General features: G+C 72.4%; 18 protein-coding genes. 9 read left to right on the forward strand and 9 right to left on the reverse strand.

Going from position 1 to position 18821, the window contains the following annotated elements; translation table 11 throughout:
• Nucleotides 1-103 precede the first annotated feature (103 nt).
• Nucleotides 104-3256, forward strand: a complete 3153-nt coding sequence (locus ACTXG6_RS21475) for a bifunctional [glutamine synthetase] adenylyltransferase/[glutamine synthetase]-adenylyl-L-tyrosine phosphorylase (protein ID WP_445189584.1) — start codon at nt 104-106, stop codon at nt 3254-3256.
• 59 nt (nt 3257-3315) lie between these two features.
• Nucleotides 3316-3954 carry a LysE family translocator gene (locus ACTXG6_RS21480; RefSeq protein ID WP_445189585.1) on the forward strand — a complete coding sequence of 213 codons (639 nt, stop codon included), beginning with the start codon at nt 3316-3318 and terminating at the stop codon, nt 3952-3954.
• A gap of 42 nt (nt 3955-3996) precedes the next feature.
• On the opposite strand, the gene ACTXG6_RS21485 is transcribed toward ACTXG6_RS21480, so the two are convergent.
• On the reverse strand, nt 3997-4302 hold the full coding sequence (locus tag ACTXG6_RS21485) for a hypothetical protein (RefSeq protein ID WP_445189586.1): 306 nt from the start codon (nt 4300-4302) through the stop codon (nt 3997-3999).
• 248 nt (nt 4303-4550) lie between these two features.
• On the opposite strand from ACTXG6_RS21485, the gene ACTXG6_RS21490 reads away from it, so the two are divergent.
• Together ACTXG6_RS21490 and ACTXG6_RS21495 are read left to right on the forward strand one after the other, a co-directional pair.
• Entirely contained in the window at nt 4551-4808 is a 258-nt protein-coding gene (locus tag ACTXG6_RS21490) for a hypothetical protein (RefSeq protein ID WP_445189587.1), read from the forward strand.
• 108 nt (nt 4809-4916) lie between these two features.
• Entirely contained in the window at nt 4917-5645 is a 729-nt protein-coding gene (locus tag ACTXG6_RS21495) for a M50 family metallopeptidase (protein WP_445189588.1), read from the forward strand.
• 2 nt (nt 5646-5647) lie between these two features.
• On the opposite strand, the gene ACTXG6_RS21500 is transcribed toward ACTXG6_RS21495, so the two are convergent.
• Nucleotides 5648-6664, reverse strand: a complete 1017-nt coding sequence (locus ACTXG6_RS21500; RefSeq protein ID WP_445189589.1) for a sigma-70 family RNA polymerase sigma factor — start codon at nt 6662-6664, stop codon at nt 5648-5650.
• A gap of 130 nt (nt 6665-6794) precedes the next feature.
• Between ACTXG6_RS21500 and ACTXG6_RS21505 the strand changes: the two genes are divergently transcribed.
• Nucleotides 6795-7193 carry a VOC family protein gene (locus tag ACTXG6_RS21505; protein ID WP_445189590.1) on the forward strand — a complete coding sequence of 133 codons (399 nt, stop codon included), beginning with the start codon at nt 6795-6797 and terminating at the stop codon, nt 7191-7193.
• A 135-nt stretch (nt 7194-7328) separates the two neighbouring features.
• Here ACTXG6_RS21505 and glnA read toward each other — a convergent pair whose 3' ends face one another.
• Nucleotides 7329-8753 (reverse strand): type I glutamate--ammonia ligase, encoded by a 1425-nt coding sequence (gene glnA, locus ACTXG6_RS21510; RefSeq protein ID WP_445189591.1) that lies wholly within the window; start codon nt 8751-8753, stop codon nt 7329-7331.
• Nucleotides 8754-9031: 278 nt separating this feature from the next.
• On the opposite strand from glnA, the gene ACTXG6_RS21515 reads away from it, so the two are divergent.
• A complete protein-coding gene (locus ACTXG6_RS21515) occupies nt 9032-9424 on the forward strand; it encodes an RDD family protein (protein WP_445189592.1) in 393 nt (130 codons plus the stop codon).
• Between the two features lie 249 nt (nt 9425-9673).
• Here the strand turns inward: ACTXG6_RS21515 and ACTXG6_RS21520 are convergent, their stop codons facing one another.
• From ACTXG6_RS21520 to ACTXG6_RS21530, 3 genes are all read right to left on the reverse strand, one after another.
• Nucleotides 9674-10429, reverse strand: coding sequence for a DUF4191 domain-containing protein (locus ACTXG6_RS21520; RefSeq protein ID WP_445189593.1), 756 nt, complete (start codon nt 10427-10429; stop codon nt 9674-9676).
• 26 nt (nt 10430-10455) lie between these two features.
• A complete protein-coding gene (gene lipA, locus ACTXG6_RS21525; RefSeq protein ID WP_445190069.1) occupies nt 10456-11451 on the reverse strand; it encodes a lipoyl synthase in 996 nt (331 codons plus the stop codon).
• Between the two features lie 130 nt (nt 11452-11581).
• A complete protein-coding gene (locus ACTXG6_RS21530; protein WP_445189594.1) occupies nt 11582-12025 on the reverse strand; it encodes a hypothetical protein in 444 nt (147 codons plus the stop codon).
• Nucleotides 12026-12133: 108 nt separating this feature from the next.
• Here ACTXG6_RS21530 and ACTXG6_RS21535 point away from each other — a divergent pair, with 108 nt between their 5' ends.
• Together ACTXG6_RS21535 and ACTXG6_RS21540 are read left to right on the forward strand one after the other, a co-directional pair.
• Nucleotides 12134-12778 carry a TetR/AcrR family transcriptional regulator gene (locus ACTXG6_RS21535; RefSeq protein ID WP_445189595.1) on the forward strand — a complete coding sequence of 215 codons (645 nt, stop codon included), beginning with the start codon at nt 12134-12136 and terminating at the stop codon, nt 12776-12778.
• Nucleotides 12779-12826: 48 nt separating this feature from the next.
• Nucleotides 12827-13762, forward strand: a complete 936-nt coding sequence (locus ACTXG6_RS21540; protein ID WP_445189596.1) for an LLM class F420-dependent oxidoreductase — start codon at nt 12827-12829, stop codon at nt 13760-13762.
• Between the two features lie 15 nt (nt 13763-13777).
• Here the strand turns inward: ACTXG6_RS21540 and lipB are convergent, their stop codons facing one another.
• Nucleotides 13778-14524 carry a lipoyl(octanoyl) transferase LipB gene (gene lipB / locus ACTXG6_RS21545; RefSeq protein WP_445189597.1) on the reverse strand — a complete coding sequence of 249 codons (747 nt, stop codon included), beginning with the start codon at nt 14522-14524 and terminating at the stop codon, nt 13778-13780.
• A gap of 79 nt (nt 14525-14603) precedes the next feature.
• A complete protein-coding gene (locus ACTXG6_RS21550) occupies nt 14604-15491 on the reverse strand; it encodes a TIGR01777 family oxidoreductase (RefSeq protein WP_445189598.1) in 888 nt (295 codons plus the stop codon).
• A gap of 74 nt (nt 15492-15565) precedes the next feature.
• Here ACTXG6_RS21550 and ACTXG6_RS21555 point away from each other — a divergent pair, with 74 nt between their 5' ends.
• The gene (locus ACTXG6_RS21555; RefSeq protein WP_445189599.1) at nt 15566-16597 is read left to right on the forward strand and encodes an o-succinylbenzoate synthase; all 1032 of its coding nucleotides are present in this window, start codon (nt 15566-15568) and stop codon (nt 16595-16597) included.
• Between the two features lie 267 nt (nt 16598-16864).
• Here the strand turns inward: ACTXG6_RS21555 and sucB are convergent, their stop codons facing one another.
• Nucleotides 16865-18745, reverse strand: a complete 1881-nt coding sequence (gene sucB, locus ACTXG6_RS21560; protein ID WP_445189600.1) for a 2-oxoglutarate dehydrogenase, E2 component, dihydrolipoamide succinyltransferase — start codon at nt 18743-18745, stop codon at nt 16865-16867.
• Nucleotides 18746-18821: the final 76 nt, after the last annotated feature.

Consider the following 18821-nt stretch of genomic DNA (forward strand, 5'->3'; position numbering starts at 1 on the left):
CCGCACAGCCGCCGGACCCGCCCGCGCCTGCGGGCGCCGGGCGCGACCGGCCCCCGGTGGGGCAGGATCAGGCCCTGTGACCGAGCGGCGTAGCGGAGCTTCGTTGGTCCGGCTCGGCCTCACCGAGCCGTGGGCCGAGCAGACCCTGACCGAGCTGGGCTGGTGGGACGCCGGCCGGCCGGCCAGCACGGCCGAGGCGGTGATGTGGGCGCTGGCCCGCAGCCCCGACCCGAACCTGGCGCTGCGCGCGCTCGAGCGACTGTCCGAGGCCGACCGCACGGAGTGGTCCGCCCTGGATGCCGCCCTGCGTAAGGACGAGGGCCTGCGCGGCCGGCTGCTGGCCCTGCTCGGCGCCTCGACCGCTCTGGGGGACCACCTCGTCAGCCGGCCGGCGGTGTGGCGGCACCTGACCTCTGAGCGGGCGCTCACCCCGGACCGGCTGCCCGACGTGGCCACCCGGTCGGCGGCACTGCTGCACGCGGTGGGCTGCGAGCCGCCGGCCGAGTCGGAGCCGGCCGCCCGCCCGACTTCGGACGGGGGGTCCGGCGCGGGTTCGGCCGAGAGGTCAGGCGCAGACCCGGGCGCGGCGGCCGCCGGATCGGCGGTGTCGCGCGCCGCGCTCACCGGCCCGGCCGCCATCAGCGCGCTGCGTGACGCCTACCGGGACGCGCTGCTGGAGATCGCCGCCGCCGACCTCGGCGCGGTCGGTGAGCCGTCCCTTCCGGTACTGCCGATGGAGGTGGTGGCCGCGCAGCTGTCCGACCTGGCCGCCGCTGCCCTGCGCGCGGCACTGGCGGTGGCGGTGTCCGAGGTCTTCCCCCGGGAGGAGTCGGACGGCGGCGGGACCGGCGGGAACAGGTCGGGCGGGAACGGGTCGGGCGGTGCCGGGTCGGGTGCCGAGGAGCCGCCCCGACTGGCGGTGATCGCGATGGGCAAGTGCGGCGGGCACGAGCTCAACTACGTCAGCGACGTGGACGTGATCTTCGTTGCGGAGCCGGCGGACGGCCCCGCGTCCCGGCTGGCCGCGGCGGTGATGCGGGTGGCCGGCGACGCGTGCTTCCCGGTGGATGCCAACCTGCGCCCGGAAGGCCGTCAGGGCGCCCTGGTGCGCACCCTCGAGGGGCACCTGAGCTACTACCGCCGGTGGGCCAAGACCTGGGAGTTCCAGGCGCTGCTCAAAGCTCGTCCAGTGGCCGGCGACCCCGAGCTGGGTGCCGCCTACGCCGAGGCCGTGGCGCCGATGGTCTGGCACGCCGCGGACCGGGACGACTTCGTCGCCGAGGTACAGGCCATGCGCCGCCGGGTGGAGAAGCACATCCGCCCCGAGTACGCCGACCGGGAGCTGAAACTGGGCCGGGGCGGGCTGCGCGACGTCGAGTTCGCGGTGCAACTGCTGCAGCTGGTGCACGGCCGGGCCGACCCGGAGATCCGCTCGGGGTCCACCCTGGACGCGCTGGCCGCTCTGGGCGCCGGCGGTTACGTCGGCCGCGACGACGCCGCCAACCTGGCCGCGTCCTACCGGTTCCTGCGGATGCTGGAGCACCGGCTGCAGCTGGCCCGGCTGCGCCGCACCCACCTGTTGCCGGCCGAGTCAGATACCGCCGACCTGCGCTGGCTGGCCCGCTCGGCCAAGCTGCGCCCGGACGGGAAGCGGGACGCGGTCGGCGTGCTGCTGGCGGAGCTGCGCAGCAACACCGGCCGGGTCCGGCGGCTGCACGAGAAGCTGTTCTACCGCCCGCTGCTGACGGCGGTGTCCCAGATCGCGAGCGAGGACCTGCGGCTGTCCGAGAAGTCGGCGGCATCCCGGCTCGCCGCGCTGGGCTGGGCGTCCCCGGAGGGCGCGCTGGCGCACCTGCGGGCGCTGACCGGTGGGATGTCCCGGGCGGCGGCCATCCAGCGGACCCTGCTCCCGGTGCTGCTCGAGCAGCTGGCCGACACGGCGGACCCGGACCGGGGGCTGCTGGCCTACCGGCGGGTGTCCGAGGCGCTCGCGGACACCGGCTACCTGGGTCTGCTGCGCGACGAGGGCGCGGTGGCCGAGCGGCTGATGTTCCTGCTCGGCACCTCGGCGCTGGTGCCCGACCTACTGGTGCGGGCCCCCGATGTGCTTCGGCTGCTGGCCGACACCTCGGCGCGGGCGGAGCTGGCCACCAGGGACCCGGTGGAGGTCTCGACGTCGCTGCGGGCCACCGTCGCCCGGCACCAGGTCCCGACGGACGCGGTCGCGGCGGCCCGCTCCATGCGCCGCCACGAGCTGCTCCGGGTGGCCTGCGCCGACCTGCTCGGGCTGCTGCCCGTCGGTGCGGTGTGCGCCGCGCTGAGCGAGGTCTGGGCGGCCGTGCTGCGCTCCGCGCTGGACGCCGTGGCCAGGGCACAGCCGGGTTCGCCGAAGGCGCGGCTCGCGGTGATCGGGATGGGCCGGCTCGGCGGTGCCGAGCTGGGTTACGGGTCCGACGCCGACGTGTTGTTCGTCTGCGAGCCGGCGAACGGGGCGAGCGAGCACGAGGCGGTGCGCTGGTCCACCACGGTGGTGGAGCAGGTGCGGTCGCTGCTCGGCGCGCCGAGCCCCGACCCGGCGCTGCAGGTGGACGCCGACCTCCGGCCGGAGGGGCGGGGCGGCCCGCTGGTGCGCACCCTCGAGTCCTACCGGACCTACTACGCGAAATGGGCCGAACCCTGGGAGGCGCAGGCGTTGCTGCGGGCCCGCCCGCTCGGCGGCGACATGGAGCTGGGGGAGCGGTTCCGGGAGCTGATCGACCCGATCCGCTATCCCGCCGGCGGCCTGGAACCGGCCAAGGCCACCGAGATCCGCCGGATCAAGGCGCGGGTCGACACCGAGCGGCTGCCCCGGGGTGCGGACCGGGCGACCCACACCAAGCTGGGCACCGGCGGCCTGGCCGACGTGGAGTGGACGGTCCAACTGCTGCAGCTCCAGCACGCCGCTGACGTGCCGGAGCTGCGCACCACGTCCACCCTGGACGGCCTGCGCGAGTGCGTCGAGGCGGGGCTGCTGGCCGGCGCCGACGCGGACGCGCTGATCGCCGGTTGGACGATGGCCACCCGGGCCCGCAACGCGGTCACCCTCGTCCGGGGCAAGCCCTCGGACCAGCTGCCGGGATCGGGGCGGGAGCTGGCGGCGGTGGCCAGGGCGATGGGTTACCCGGCCGGTGGTGACCCCGGCGAGTTCATCGACGAGTACCGCCGGATCACCCGGCGGGCCAGGGCGGTCGTGGAGCGGGTGTTCTACGACGGTTAGGGGTGTCCCGATCGAAAACTGGCGCGCGGTGACGGCCGGGTGCCGGTTACCGTGGCGGAATGTTGCCGACCGACCATCTGGTCGCGTTCCTCCTGGCCTGCGTCGTGCTGGTGCTGATCCCCGGCCCGACGGTGGTGTTCGTGGTGAGCCGGGCACTGGCCCACGGCCGCCGTGCCGCGCTGGGCAGCGTCGCCGGCAACTCCACCGGGGCGGCCGTGCTGGTGCTGCTGGTGGCCCTGGGCCTCGGCCCGGTGGTGGAGCGGTCGTTGCTGGTGTTCACCGCGATCAAGCTGGCCGGCGCGGTGTACCTGGTCTACCTGGGGGTGCGGACCTACCGGGAGCGTGGCCGCCTCGTCGAGCTGATGCGGGGGCCGGCGCCGGGCGGAGTCGAGCGGCACGTGTACCGCCAGGGCGTCGTGGTCGGGCTGACCAACCCCAAGGCGTTGGTGTTCTTCGCCGCCGTGCTGCCGCAGTTCGTCGAGCCGGCGGCCGGACGGGTGCCGGTGCAGCTGATGCTGCTGGGAATGACCTTCGTGCTGGTGGCGATGGTGCTGGACGGGGTCTGGGGCCTGGCCGCCGGCGGCGCGCGGGACTGGCTGGCGCGCTCACCCCGGCGGCTGACCGCGCTGGGCGGCACCGGTGGGCTGACCATGATCGGGCTCGGCGTGGGGCTGGCGGTGGCCGGCCGGGACGTCTAGTGGTCCTTGGGCGTGCGCCGGGTGGCGCGGCCCGCCTGTGCGCTACGCCGCGAGTTGCCGGCGGAGTTGTTCCAGTTCGTGGGCGATCCGCTCGACAGTCCTGATCGGCGATTCCGAGCTGTCCCGCAGCTGCTCCAGGATCCACCCCCGGACGAGCGCTGAGGCAGGCACCTCGACCGCGTGAGCGAACCGATTCAGCGCGTCGAACTCCTCGGCGGTCAACCGGACGGACAGTACCTTGGCGCGCTGCTGACCTGGCCGTGCCGCGTCCGACGACAGGACTTCGTCTCGGGTCCGCTCCGCCTCGTCCCGGTAGGCGCGCAGGTCCTGGTCGCTCACATCAGTCATCGGACAGTCCCTCCCAGTACTGGCGCAGTGCAACGCCGGTGGTCTTCCACGCCGACGCCCCGCGCAGCGTGCCGTCTGCTGCCCGCAGGGTCGCAACTGTAATCACCATCCGTGCGGTCGGTGAGTAGCTGCACGTATGACAGAGTATGACACGCCGAACGGGGGAGTGATAGCGGTCAAGCCTGCGCTGCGCTGGAGGCTGGCCGGTCGAGGTGACCCCCGTCATACTCGTCGGGGGAGGTCAACAGATGGCCACGCGCAGCTATGTCGCCGAGGTGGGCGAACAGAACGCCACCTTTCTCGCCCACCAGAGCCGGACCGCGTTCCTCGCCTCGGAGTACCGCCCGATGGATCTTGGTGGCGGTCGGATCTCGTTCAGCGAGCGGGCCCTCGACGCGGCGCGCGAGCTCGGCGAGGAGGAGGAGGGGTACATCACCGATGACGGCGAGGGCCTGCGGGTGTGGCTCGGTGAGGACGCCTACGAGCTCGAGGCGAGCCTCGACTGAGGCGGTGGCACCGGGCTCCGGTGCCGGGGCGGGCCCGGCCGGGCGCGGTCGGCGTGCTGGCAGACTGGAGCCATGTCGTCCGACGCCGCTCGCCGGTCCGGGTAGCGCGTGCCGGAGCAACTCGTCCCCGAGCAACTCGTCCCGCTGCTAGCCCCCGCGGTGGCACTGCTGGTGGTCGGCCACGGCGGCCTGTGGCGGATCGCCCGCACCGTGGTCACCATCGCCCACGAGGGCGGACACGCGATGATCGCGGTGCTCACCGGCCGGCGGCTGGCCGGCATCCGACTGCACTCGGACACCTCCGGGGTGACCGTGTCGGTGGGGCGCACCACCGGGCCGGGCATGGTGCTGACCGCGCTGGCCGGTTACCTCGCGCCGTCCCTGCTCGGCCTCGGTGCGGCCGGCCTGGTCACGGTGGGCTGGACGCGCCCGCTGCTGTGGCTGGGCGTGGCGCTGCTGCTGGCCACCTTGATCTACGTGCGGAACTGGTTCGGTGGGGTGGCCGTGCTGGTCACGGGCGGCCTGGTCGGCGTGGTGGCCTGGTACGGCTCGCCGGTGGTGCAGCTCGCGTTCTGTGCCGTGCTCGCCTGGTTCCTGCTGTTCGGTGGGCTGCGGGCGGACCGCGAGCTCGGCCAGGGTCGCCGCCGGCAGGTACGCCGCCGGGACTACCCGCTGGACTCCGACGCCGACCAGCTGGCGCGGCTCACCGGGCTGCCGCCGTGGCTGTGGGTGGGGCTGTTCACCGTGGTCGGGCTCGGCGCGGTGGCGCTGGGCGGCTGGTGGCTGCTGGGCGACGTACTCCTCCAGCTGGCCCGCCGCGCCGGCATCCCGACCTAGCGCTAGATCAGCACCTCCGGCAGGCCGAACGTCTCGAACAGTGCGGTGTCGAAGTAGCAGGCCACGTGCGAGACGCCGCCCTCGGTGAGGGTGAGCTGCTGCAGCTGGAAGGCCCGGTGCACGCCGTCCTCACCGCGCATGTACACCGCGAGCACCGGCTGGCCGTTGGCCGACGTGCGCAGGAACCGCATGTCGTCGCCCTCCTTGGCCGGGCACCGCTCGCCGATCAGGGTGCTGATGTCCGCCCGCCCGAGGTACCAGCCGGTGAACGGCGGCATCTCCCACACCGCGTCCTCGGTGAGCAGCGCGACGATGCGCGGCACGTCGTACCGCTCGAACGCACTCAGGTACCGGTCCAGCAGGTCCTTGGCGCGCTCGTCGCCGTCGGGCAGCACGGTGTGCTCGCTGCCGCGCTGCTTCTCGAGCTGGGCGCGGGCGCGCTGCAGCGTGCTGTTCACCGCGGCGACCGAGATCTCCAGCGCGGCGGCAACCTCGCTGGCCCGCCAGTCGAGCACATCCCGCAGGATGACCACCGCGCGCTGCTGGGCCGTCAGGTGGTGCAGCGCTGCCACGAAGGCGAGCCGCACGCTGTCCTTCGTCACCGCCGCCTCGGACGGGTCAGGATCGGAGGTGCCCCAGACCATCGCGTCCGGGAGTGGCTCCAGCCAGGGCAGCTCCGGGCGCTCCACCAGACTGCCGTGGGGGTCGGCGTTCGGCTGGCCGAGGCCGGTGGGCAGCGGGCGGCGCTGGTTGCGCTCCAGCGCGGTGAGGCACACGTTGGTGGCGATCCGGTACATCCAGGTGCGGAGCGACGAGCGCTGCTCGAACCCGTGGTACGCCCGCCAGGCACGGAGGTAGGTCTCCTGGACCAGGTCCTCGGCCTCGTGCACCGAGCCGAGCATCCGGTAGCAGTGCACGGTGAGCTCCCGGCGCAACGGCTCCACCAGGGCCAGGAAGGTCTCGTCGGTCGTGGCTGCAGTAGCCGTGGCAGTAACCGGGGCAGTAACCGTGGGAGTCACCGGTGCAAGTTATCGCCTCCCCCCGACGAGTTCAGCCGGCTTTTCGGGTCTACCTCGCTGTGTGCGGCCCAACCGCCGCGCCCGGCGGCCCCAGCGGGGCCCGGGACAACCGAGGAAAGGGACCTCCGCGATGAACCGCATGATCTTCGTCAACCTGCCGGTGAACGACCTGGCCGACTCGAAGGCCTTCTATACCGGCCTTGGCTTCTCCATCAACGAGCAGTTCAGCGACGACCAGGCCGCCTGCATCGTGGTCTCCGAGACGATCTACGTGATGCTGCTGGTCGAGGACCGGTTCAAGGACTTCATCAACGGTGAGATCAGCGACGCGCACCAGTCCTCGGAGGTGCTGCTGTGCCTGTCCGCCGAGAGCCGGGCGGAGGTCGACCAGCTGGTCGCGGCGGCGCTGGCGCACGGCGGCAAGCCGTGGAAGCCGGTGCTGGAGCAGGGGCCGATGTACGGGCACAGCTTCGAAGACCCGGACGGGCACGTCTGGGAGGTCCTGCACATGGACATGTCCGCCGGTTGAGGCGGCTGGCCCGGACGCACGGCGGCCCGGCGTCCCACCGAGGTGGGGCGCCGGGCCGACGCGGCCTTTCGGCCGGTGAGAGCCTGATCACGCGGCTCCGGAACGCACTACTCGCAGTTCCGGCCGCTCATCCGATCAGACGTCGTAGTACAACGAGAACTCGTACGGGTGCGGGCGCAGCCGCAGCGGGTCGATCTCGTTGTCGCGCTTGAGGCTGATCCAGGTCTCGATCAGGTCGGGGGTGAACACGCCACCCTCGAGCAGGTAGTCGTGGTCCTCCTCGAGCCGGTCGATGACCGCCTCCAGGCTGGCCGGGACCTGCGGGATGTCCTTGGCCTCCTCGGGCGGCAGCTCGTAGAGGTCCTTGTCGATCGGGGCCGGCGGCTCCATCTTGTTCTTGATGCCGTCCAGCCCGGCCATCATCATCGCGGCGAACGCCAGGTACGGGTTGCCGGACGAGTCCGGGCAGCGGAACTCCAGCCGCTTGGCCTTCGGGTTGTTGCCGGTGAGCGGGATCCGGATACAGGCCGACCGGTTCCGCGCCGAGTAGACCAGGTTCACCGGGGCCTCGAAGCCGGGCACCAGGCGGTGGTAGGAGTTCACCGTCGGGTTGGTGAAGGCCAGCAGGCTCGGCGCGTGGTGCAGCAGGCCGCCGATGTAGTGCCGCGCCATGTCGGACAGCCCGCCGTAGCCGGACTCGTCGTGGAACAGCGGTGCGCCGTCCTTCCACAGCGACTGGTGGGCGTGCATGCCCGACCCGTTGTCACCGAAGAGCGGCTTCGGCATGAACGTGACGGTCTTGCCGGCGCCCCACGCGGTGTTCTTGATCAGGTACTTGAACAGCATGAGGTCGTCGGCCGCGTGCAGCAGCGTGTTGAACTTGTAGTTGATCTCGGCCTGGCCGGCGGTGCCCACCTCGTGGTGGCCGCGCTCGACGGTGAAGCCGGAGGCGATCATGTTGCTGACCATGTCGTCGCGCAGGTCGGCGTAGTGGTCGACCGGGGGCACCGGGAAGTAGCCGCCCTTGTAGTTGACCTTGTAGCCGAGGTTGCCGCCGACCTCGTCGCGCCCGGTGTTCCACCAGCCCTCGACGGAGTCGATGTGGTGGTACTGCTGGTGCGGGTCGGACCCGAACTTCACGGAGTCGAAGATGTAGAACTCCGCCTCCGCGCCGAAGAAGCAGGTGTCGGCCACCCCGGAGGCCGCGAGGTACTCCTCGGCCTTGCGGGCGACGTTGCGGGGGTCGCGGCTGTAGCGCTCACCGGTCACCGGGTCGTGCACGAAGAAGTTCATGTTGAGCGTCTTGTGCTTGCGGAACGGGTCGACCCGGGCGGTGGCGGGGTCGGGGAACAGCGCCATGTCCGACTCGTTGATGGCCTGGAAGCCCCGGACCGAGGACCCGTCGAAGGCGATGCCCTCGTCCAGGAAGTCCTGGTCGACGGCTGATGCGGGGACGGTCAGGTGCTGCATGACGCCGGGCAGGTCGCAGAACCTGATGTCGACGTACTCCACCTCCTCATCGGAGATGAACCGCAGAACCTCGTCGGAGTTGCTGAACACTCTCGGTGGCTCCCTTGAACTCGGCTCGAATGGTGGGCCGGCGGCGGGCAGAGGTGTGTCCTCGGTGTGTCCTCGCCGGTCTCAACTGGGGCGAAACTATGTCCGCCGTGTTGCCCGCCCATCACTCGCGCGTTTCGCGCACGTTAACGGGCGGGCGGATAATCGTGATCACCGTACCGTTCGGGGAACAGCCTAGGGTGGATCCTGTGACGAGATGGACCGGATCGTGGATTGCGGGATCGGCCGGGCAGAGCAGTGCCGATCCGGCGGATGGAGCAGTGCGTTTTCCGGGCGAACGACTCGGCCTGCCGGCAGAGGGAGCGGGGTCGGTGGCCGGCTACGGGCGGCGGGTCGCCGCCTTCGTGCTGGACCTGCTGCTGAGCTCGCTGGTGGCGAGCCTGTTCACCGCGCCGAGGTTGCCGGAGAACTGGAGCGTGCTGGCCTGGGTGGTGCTCACCGTGGTGCCGACGGCGGCGTTCGGCATGACGCCCGGCATGACGCTGCTCGGTCTTCGGGTGGCCCGGTTGGACGGCCGGGCATTTGTCGGGATCCCGCGCGCGCTGGTGCGCACGGTGCTGTTGTTCTTCGTGGTGCCCGCGGTGGTGACCAACGCCGACCGGCGCGGTTTCCACGACCGGGCCGCCGGCGTGGTCGTGCTGCGCTCCCGCTGAACCCGGGCCGGCGCCTGGTGCAGCTGCCGCCCTCGGCCGGCACATAGCGCCGTGTCGCCGCACCCTAGTTGGGATTTGTGTGCGGCGACGTCGCGGTGTGTGCCGTGGTCAGCTGGGTACGCGGCGGGGCACCGGTCAGCCCTGTGCGGCCAGCCCTGTGCCCGCCAGCCCTGTGCGGTCAGGACCTGTGCGGTCAGGCCTGCGCGGCCAGACCCGCCCGTCCGCCCGGGTGAAGTCAGTGCGGTGAGGTCAGCGGCGGCGCACCGAGCGCTGCACGCTGCGCATCTTCGCCCCTGGCGGCAGCGGGCCCTTGGGCATCGCCGCGGCGCGGGAGCCCAGGGCGGTCAGCCGGCCCTCGACGACGTCCATCTGCTTGGCGGTGATGTTGCGCGGGAGCTTGGCCAGGTGGGTCTGCAGCTTGCGCAGCGGGACCTGGCCCTCCTCGTTGCCGACCACGATGTCGTAGATCGGGATGGTGCCGATCAGTCGGGCGGTGCGCTTCTTCTCCTGGGCGAGCAGGTTCTTGGTGCGGTGCGGGGCGCCCTCGGCGACCAGCACCACGCCGGCCCGGCCGATGACCCGGTGCACCGCGTCGAGCTGGGTGGTGCCGGCGATGCCCTGGGTGACCCGCCACTGGCCGCGCATCTGGTCCAGCGCCCAGCCGGCCGCGCCGGGCTGGCCGTCGGCCTGTCCGTACACGGTCTTCTGCATCCGGCGGCCGAACAGGAAGATCGCGGCCAGCACGCCGAGCGCGACACCGAGCGGCAGCACCGCCCACTGCATGTGGAAGATCATGCCGATCCCGAAGACCACCACCGTGCACAGCACGATCGCCCCGACCATGAGCGGGATCAGCAGCTTGTCCTGCTTGCGCTGCATGTTGAACGCTTGCCAGATCTGCTTGCGGCGCTGCTTGGACTCGGCGCGCTTGACGCGTTTTGCTTCCGCGCGCGCGGCCTTGTCCGGCTTCGCTTTCGCTTTTGACGATGAGGACTGGGCGGCCATCTGCCCAGGATAAGGCCGCGGCAAGATCAGCGGGCGAGCAGGGAACCCGCTTCTTGCGCGGCGGGCCCTTCAGCGGCCAGATGAGCCAGTGCCTCGGGCAGTTCCAGGCCCCGGTGGCGCAGCGCCTGGGCGTAGAGCCGACCGGCCCGGTAGGAGGAGCGGACCAGCGGACCGGCCATGACACCGGAGAAGCCGATCTGCTCCGCGTCGGCGGCGTGCGCCACGAACTCCTCGGGCTTGACCCAGCGCTCCACCGGGTGGTGCCGCTTGGAGGGCCGCAGGTACTGGGTGATCGTGATGATCTCGCAACCGGCCTCGTGCAGGTCGCGCAGCGCGGCGGTGACCTCGGCCGGTGTCTCGCCCATGCCCAGGATCAGGTTGGACTTGGTGACCAGGCCGGCCGCGCGGGCCTTGCTGAGCACGTCCAGCGAGCGCTGGTACCGGAAGGCGGGACGGATCCGCTTGAAGATCCGCGGCACCGTCTCCAGGTTGTGCGCGAGCACCTGCGGGCGGGACGCGAACACCTCGCGGAGCTGCTCGTCGATGGAGTTGAAGTCCGGGATCAGCAGCTCGACGCCGGTGCCGGGGTTCAAGGCGTGGATCTGGTTGACGGTCTCGGCGTAGAGCCAGGCGCCGCCGTCCGGCAGGTCGTCGCGGGCCACCCCGGTGATCGTGGAGTAGCGCAGCCCCATCGTCCGCACCGACTCGGCGACCCGGCGCGGCTCGTCGCGGTCCAGCGGGTCGGGCTTGCCGGTGTCGATCTGGCAGAAGTCACACCGGCGGGTGCACTGCTCGCCGCCGATGAGGAAGGTGGCCTCGCGGTCTTCCCAGCACTCGTAGATGTTGGGGCAGCCGGCCTCTTCGCACACGGTGTGCAGACCGCCGGTGCGGACCAGGGCCTTCAGCTCGGTGAACTGGGGTCCCATCCGGGCCCTGGTGCGGATCCACGGCGGCTTGGACTCGATCGGCGTCTCCGCGTTGCGGACCTCGAGCCGAAGCAGCTTGCGTCCCTCTGAATTCACTCCGGCAGGCGTCGTGGTCACGTGGCCACTCTACGCGCCGGCCGATACCCCCGCCGGTGTTGCCGAGCTCCGCGGCGGCCGGCCGGGCGGCCTGCCCACCTGCCTCGCGTGGAGCTCGGCAACGACGCGCTCAGCTGGCGCGTGCCAGCTCAGGGGTGCGCTCGACGTGGTCGGTCCGGATGAGCTCGCGGAACTCGCGGCCCACCCGGGCGGCCTCGTCGACGGGCGTCTGGAGACCGGCGAGGCCGGCCGCCATGGCCAGCATCCGGTACTCGACGCGCAGCGAGCGCGTCAGCTCGGGTGAGTCGGCCTCGTGCGCGTCGAGCACTCCGCGCAGGGTGTCGAGGTCGGTGGCCAGCGTCCGCCACGCGCCGGCGACCGCCTGCACCTCCTGCCCGAGCTGGGTGAACTCGATGGCTTCGTCCAACCGCGCGGAGAGCGCGGTGGCCCAGCGGTGCTGCAGACCGAGTAGCTGGGCGTCCGTGACCGGGGCCGGGTGTGCGGAAGGGCGCCGGGCCTGATCGAGGACCGCGTTGAGCTCCGCGTAGCTGGTGCCCGCCTTGGTGAAGGTCATGGTTCTTACCCCCTTCGAACTCTTCGGTCCGGCCGGTTCTCTCGGATTCGAGGGGACCCGTACCGGATGTCACTAACATACCATCGGTACGTACCGGCGGTACGTAATATGATCCGCATCATGTCGACGACGAAGTCGCGGCGCCCGATGGCTCGGCGCTCCCGCCGCGAGGAGTACTCCGAGACCACCCGTGCCGCCCTGGTGACCAGCGCCCTGGAGATGTTCGCGGAGAACGGCTACGCCGAGACGTCACTGGATGCGATCGCCTCGGCTGCGAGGGTGACCAAGGGTGCGCTCTACCACCACTTCCCCGGTGGGAAGAAAGCGCTGTTCGCGGCCGCGTTCGACGCGATCGAGCAGCAGGTGCACGTGCGGTTGGTGACTGCCGCGAAGGAACACGACGGGGAGCCCTGGGAGGCGGCGAGGGCGGGGCTGCGGGCGTTCCTGGACATCTGTCTGGAGCCGACCTACCGGCGGGTGGTCTGGCAGGAAGGGCCGCACGTGATGGGCTTCGGGGCCTGGTGGGAGTGCGAGGAGCGCTACTCGCTCGGGATGATCGGCGCCGTCCTGGCCAAGCTGATGGACGCCGGCCAGATCGAGCGGCTGCCGATCGACCCGCTGGCCCGCACGCTGTCCGGCGCGCTCGCCGGGGCCGCGACCGCGATGAGTATCGCCGAGGACCCGCAGCGGGTGCGGGCCGAGTTCGAAACGGTGATCGCCCGGTTGCTCGCCGGGCTGCGGCCGAGCGCCTGAGAAGTCGCCCGGTTGCTCGCCGGGACGCGGTCAGTAGGCTGAGGAAGCGTGGACCTCAGGATCTTCACCGAGCCCCAGCAAGGGGCCAGCTATGACGACCTACTCCGTGTCGCGCGCTGCGCCGAGGACGCCGGCTACGACGCCTTCTTCCGCTCCGACCACTATCTGAAGATGGGCGAGGTGTCCGGCGAGCCCGGCCCCACCGACGCCTGGATCACCCTGGCCGGCCTGGCCAGGGACACCAGCACCATCCGGCTCGGCACCCTGGTCACCGCCGGCACCTTCCGGCTGCCCGGCCCGCTGGCGATCGCGGTCGCCCAGGTGGACCAGATGTCCGGCGGTCGGGTCGAGCTCGGCCTCGGCAGCGGCTGGTACGCCGAGGAGCACACGGCCTACGGCATCCCGTTCCCCTCCCTCGCGGAGCGGTTCGAGCGCTACGCGGAGCAGGTGGAGATCGTCACCGGGCTGTGGCGGACGCTGCCGGGGGAGCTGTACAACTTCGCCGGCAAGCACTACCAGCTGACCGACTCGCCGGCGCTGCCGAAGCCGGTGCAGCAGCCGAGCCCGCCGCTGCTGATCGGCGGCATGGGGGCCAAGCGCACCCCGGCGCTGGCGGCCCGGTTCGCCGACGAGTTCAACACCCCGTTCGCCGGGGTCGACGCGGCCGCGGCGCAGTTCGACCGGGTGGACGCGGCGTGCGCGGAGATCGGCAGGGACCCGAAGGACCTCCGCCGCTCCGCCGCGCTGACGGTGGCGGTCGGCCGCAACGACGCCGAGATCTCCCAGCGGGCCGCCGCGACCGGCCAGCCGCTCGCGCAGCTGCGCGAGAAGGGCGCCGCCGGCACCCCGGCGGAGATCGTCGACCTGATCGGCACCTGGCGTGAGCGCACCGGAATCAGCCGCATGTACCTGCAGCTGCTGGACCTGGCCGACCTCGACCAGATCGAGCTGATCGCCGCCGAGATCCAGCCCCAGGTGCGGTAGGAGGGTCCTGGACCCTCAGCGCAGGGCGGGGTGCAGGTGCAGGGCCAGGCCGGCGGCGGTGTTCCCGGGTGCCGGGGCGAGGACGTGCTGGCTGACCGGGAGCACCCCGTCCAGCGCGTCGAGCACCGCCGCCGTGACCTGGTCGATCACCTCGGCCACCCGGACCGGGCGGCCCAGCTCGGCGGTCAGCGAGGTGACCCCCGCGTCGGTGATGCCGCACGGCACGATCCGGTCGAACTCGGTCAGGTCCGGATCGCAGTTCAGCGAGAAGCCGTGCAGGGTGACCCCGCGCTGCACCCGCACCCCGATCGCGGCGACCTTGCGCTCCGGGCGGCCCCCGGCCGCCGGCAGCCACACCCCGGTGCGCCCGTCCACCCGCCCGCCGGACACGCCCAGCCGGGCGCACACCGCGATCAGGGCCTCCTCCAGCCGGCGCACGTAGTCGACCACGTCGATCGGGTCGGCGAGGCCGATGATCGGGTAGCCGACCAGCTGTCCCGGCCCGTGCCAGGTGATCTTGCCGCCGCGGTCGACGTCGACCACCGGCGTGCCGTCGGTGGGCTTCTCGTGGTCCCGGGTGCGCCGCCCGGCGGTGTACACCGAGGGGTGCTCGAGCAGCATCAGCACGTCGGGACCGGTGCCGTCGGCGCGGGCGGCGGCATGGGAGCGTTGCTCGTCCCAGGCGGCCCGGTAGTCGATGAGACCTCGCCGCAGCGGGGTGATCGGTTCGGTGTGGGCGCGGCAGGACACGGCGACGGTCACCCGGATCACGGTACGCCGGCCGCCGCGGCCGCGCCGATCTCCTGGCGACCTCCCGCCGGCCGCGCTGATCAGAGGCTGGTCAGAGGCTGGTGGCGGAGGCCAGCGCCTCGATCACGGTGGCGTGCCGGAACTGGTACCCGTTGTTCTCCAGTACGGCGGGCACCGCGCGGGGGCCGGTCAGCACCAGCTCGTCGGCGGCCTCACCCATCACCGCCTTGAGCGCGACGGCCGGCACCGGGAACGGCGTCGGCCGGCCCAGCGTGCGGCCCAGCGCCTCGGTGAACTGCGCGTTCGTCACCGGCTCCGGCCCGACCAGGTTGACCGGCCCGCGCACCTCGGTGTGCTCCAGCAGGAACGCGATCGCGCCCACCTCGTCGTCCAGGGAGATCCACGGCAGGTACTGGCGCCCGGTGCCGATCCGGCCGCCGAGCATCAGCCGGAACAGCGGGCGGAGCCGGCCCAGGATGCCACCGGAGGGGGAGAGCACCGCCCCGGTGCGCAGCCGCACGACCCGGCTGGTCGACTGCGCGGCGGCGGTCGCGGCCTCCCAGTCCTCGCACACCTCGGCCAGGAAACCGGTGCCCACCGGCGCGGTCTCGTCCACCTGGCGGTCGCCGGTGTCGCCGTAGTAGTTGATCCCGGACGCGTTGATCAGGGTGGGTACCTGGTGCGCCGCCGCCGCGGCGGCCAGTACCTCGGTCGGCTCCACCCGGCTGTCCTTGATGGCCTGCTTGCGGGCGCCACTCCAGCGGCGGTCGCCGATCCCGACCCCGCACAGGTTGATCACGGCGTCGACCCCGGCCAGTGCGCCGTCCTGCAGCGTGCCGGCCGGTGGGTCCCAGCCGCGCTCGTCGGGCGCCCTGGGCTCCCGGCGCACCAGCCGGAGTACCTCGTGGCCGTTGTGCCTCAGGTGCGGGACCAGGCTGGTGCCGATGAGGCCAGAGGAGCCGGCGATCATGACGCGCATGCGGAGATGGTTGCGTACCGGGGTCGCCCGCGCGACCTGGGGGTAGGTGCTTACCCGGGTAGGCTGAACCGATCATGACCGGTGCATTGCCTGACCAGGCTGAGGTTGACCACAACGCGGCCCGGCTGCGGACGGCGGCCGAGCTGCTCGACTTCGGTGCGGCGCGGGTGTACGCGATCCCGTTGAAGACCCGGTTCCGGGGGATCCTGCTGCGTGAGGGCGTGGTGTTCCCCGGCCCGGCCGGGTGGGGTGAGTTCTGCCCGTTCGCCGAGTACGACGACGTCGAGGCGGCCGGCTGGCTGGCCACCGCCGTCGAGCAGGCCGCCCTGGGCTGGCCGGCGCCGTTGCGCGACCGGATACCGGTGAACGTCACGGTGCCCGCGGTCGACCCGGAGCGGGCCCGCCGGATCGTCGAGGAGTCCGGCTGCGCCACCGCGAAGGTCAAGGTCGCCGACCACGCCGACTCGCTGGCCGAGGACCTGGCCAGGGTGGCGGCGGTGCGTGCCGCGCTCGGCCCCGGCGGGGCGATCCGGGTGGACGCGAACGCGGTGTGGGACGTGCCGACGGCGGTGCGCCACATCGCGGCGCTGGACCGGGCCGCCGGCGGCCTGCAGTACGTCGAGCAGCCGTGCGCCGAGATCGCCGAGCTGGCGGCCGTGCGCCGGCAGGTGGGCGTACCGGTCGCCGCCGACGAGTCGATCCGCCGTGCCGAGGACCCGACCCGGGTCGCACTGGCCGGCGCCGCCGACATCGCTGTGATCAAGTGCACTCCGCTCGGCGGGGTGCGGCGGGCGCTGCGGGTGGCCGACGAGGCCGGCCTGCCGTGCGTGGTCTCCTCAGCGCTGGAGACCGGGGTCGGGCTGGCCGCGCAGCTGGCGCTGGCCGGTGCGCTGCCGAACCTCGAGCTGGCCTGCGGGCTGGGCACGCTGTCGCTGCTGACCGGCGACCTGATCGCGGACTCGCCCCGCGTGGTGGACGGCTACCTCCCGGTGCCCACCCGCGTGCCGGTGCCTGACCCGGCGCTGCTGGAGCGCTACGCCCACCCGGACCCGGAACGCACCCGGTGGTGGCTGGACCGCCTGCACCGCGTCCGCGCCCTGCTCTAAAGATCTAGGCCTGGACAGGACCGTTGAGGTGGCACGGCCGGTCACCGGTAATCGGACGTCACCGCGGGGGGTGGTGTGGATCATGGCGACGGGTGATCGCGACGGGCCACCTATGCCCTGCGAACGGACACAACCACCGCCATTTCGTTGGGTGTGACGCCGTGTCACCGACAGCGCGGCCTGGTCTCGACCCCGGCGCATCCATTGTCACCGAGACGTGCCGGTGGCGGGTGGTCCGGACCCGGACCACCCGCCACCGGGGTACGACTACAGGCCGACCTCGGTCTCGAAGGCGCCGGTCTCGATCCGCCGCTTGACCGCGGTCAGGAACCGACCGGCGTCCGCGCCGTCGACCAGCCGGTGGTCGTAGGTCAGCACCAGCGAGGCGATGGACCGGATCGCGATGGTGTCCTGGCCGAACTCGTCGGTGATCACCACCGGCCGCTTCACCACCGCGCCGGTACCGAGGATGCCCACCTGCGGCTGGTTGATGATCGGCGTGTCGATCAGCGAGCCGAACGAGCCGATGTTGCTGATGGTGAAGGTGCCACCGGACAGCTCGTCGGGCTTGATCTTGTTTGTCCGGGTGCGCTGCGCGAGGTCGGCGATGCCCCTGGCCAGGCCGGCCAGGTTCAGGTCGCCGGCGTTGTGCAGGACCGGGACGATCAGGCCCTTCTCGGTGTCCACCGCGATGCCGATGTGCTCGGCGTCGTGGTATTTGACCTGCTTCTCCTTGACGTCGACGGACGCGTTGAGCTGCGGGAACAGCTTCAGCGCGTCGACGGTGGCCTTGACGAAGAAGGGCAGGAAGGTCAGCTTCGCACCCTCGCGCGCCTGGAACGCGGCCTTGGCGCGCTGGCGCAGCAGGGCCACCCGCGTGACGTCCACCTCGACCACCGCAGTGAGCTGGGCGGACACCTGCAGCGACTCCACCATGCGTTCCGCGATGACGCCGCGCAGCCGGGTCAGCTTCTGGGTGGTGCCGCGCAGCTGGGCGGCCGCCTCGGCGGACGGCTCGCCGGCGGCGGGCGCGCTGCTCGCCACGGCGACCCCGGCGGGGGCCGCGGCAGGTGCGGCGGGCTGGGCTGCCGGCGCCTCGGGCTCGGCCGGCTTCGCCGCCGCCAGCACGTCCTGCTTGCGGATCCGGCCGCCGACGCCGGTGCCGTGCACCGAGGTGAGGTCGACGCCGTGTTCGGAGGCCAGCTTGCGCACCAGCGGGGTGACGTACGGACTGCCGCCGGGGTCGCCCTCCGGGCCCGAGCCGTTGGTGTCGGCGGGTGCCTCGGCCTGTTTCGGTGCCGCCTCGGCGGCCGGTGCCGGCGCAGACTCTGCCGGTGCCGCTGCCGCCGCCGGGGCGCGCTGCTCCGGCTCGCGCCACGGCGAGCCGCCGCCCGACTCGGCCTTGGGCTCCTCAGCCTTGGGCTCCGGCTTCGCCTCCGCCGCCGGGGCCTGGCTGGGCGCCCCGCCCGACCCGGAGCCGGCTCCGCCGTCGCCGATCAAGGCCAGCTGGCCGCCGACCTCCACCGTCTCGTCCTCACCCGCGGAGATCTCCAGCAGTGTGCCGGCGACCGGGGACGGGATCTCGGTGTCGACCTTGTCGGTGGACACCTCGAGAAGTGGCTCGTCGACGTCGACGTGGTCGCCGACCTGCTTGAGCCAGCGGGTGACCACGCCCTCGGTGACGCTCTCGCCCAGCGCCGGCATGCTCACCGCGGTGCCGGAGCCGGAGCCCGCGTCGGAGGATGTGCTGCTCTGGGCCGAGGCCGGTTCGGGCTCAGCGGCCGGTTCGGGCTCGGGCTCGGCGGCCTCGGAGCTGTCCTCGGCGGGTGCCGACTCGTCGGTGTGCTCCTCGGACGGTGCCGGCTGCTCGCCGCCGCTGTCACCGCTGCCGCTGTCACCGCCGCCGCTCGCGCCGTCGCCGATCACCGCCAGCTCCGCGCCGACCTCGACGGTCTCGTCCTCGGCCACCACGATGCGCTCGAGTGTGCCGGCGGCCGGGGACGGGATCTCGGTGTCGACCTTGTCGGTGGACACCTCGAGGAGCGGCTCGTCGACGTCGACGTGGTCGCCCTCCTGCTTGAGCCACCGGGTCACGGTGCCCTCGGTGACGCTCTCGCCGAGCGCGGGCATCTGGACGGAGAAGGCCATGGTTGCTTCTGACTCCTCGTTGGTCTGTGCCGCTGTGCGCGGATGCCGGGGACGGCGGGATGCCGGCTGCGGCGGC

The sequence above is a fragment of the Pseudonocardia sp. Cha107L01 genome (assembly GCF_052566575.1).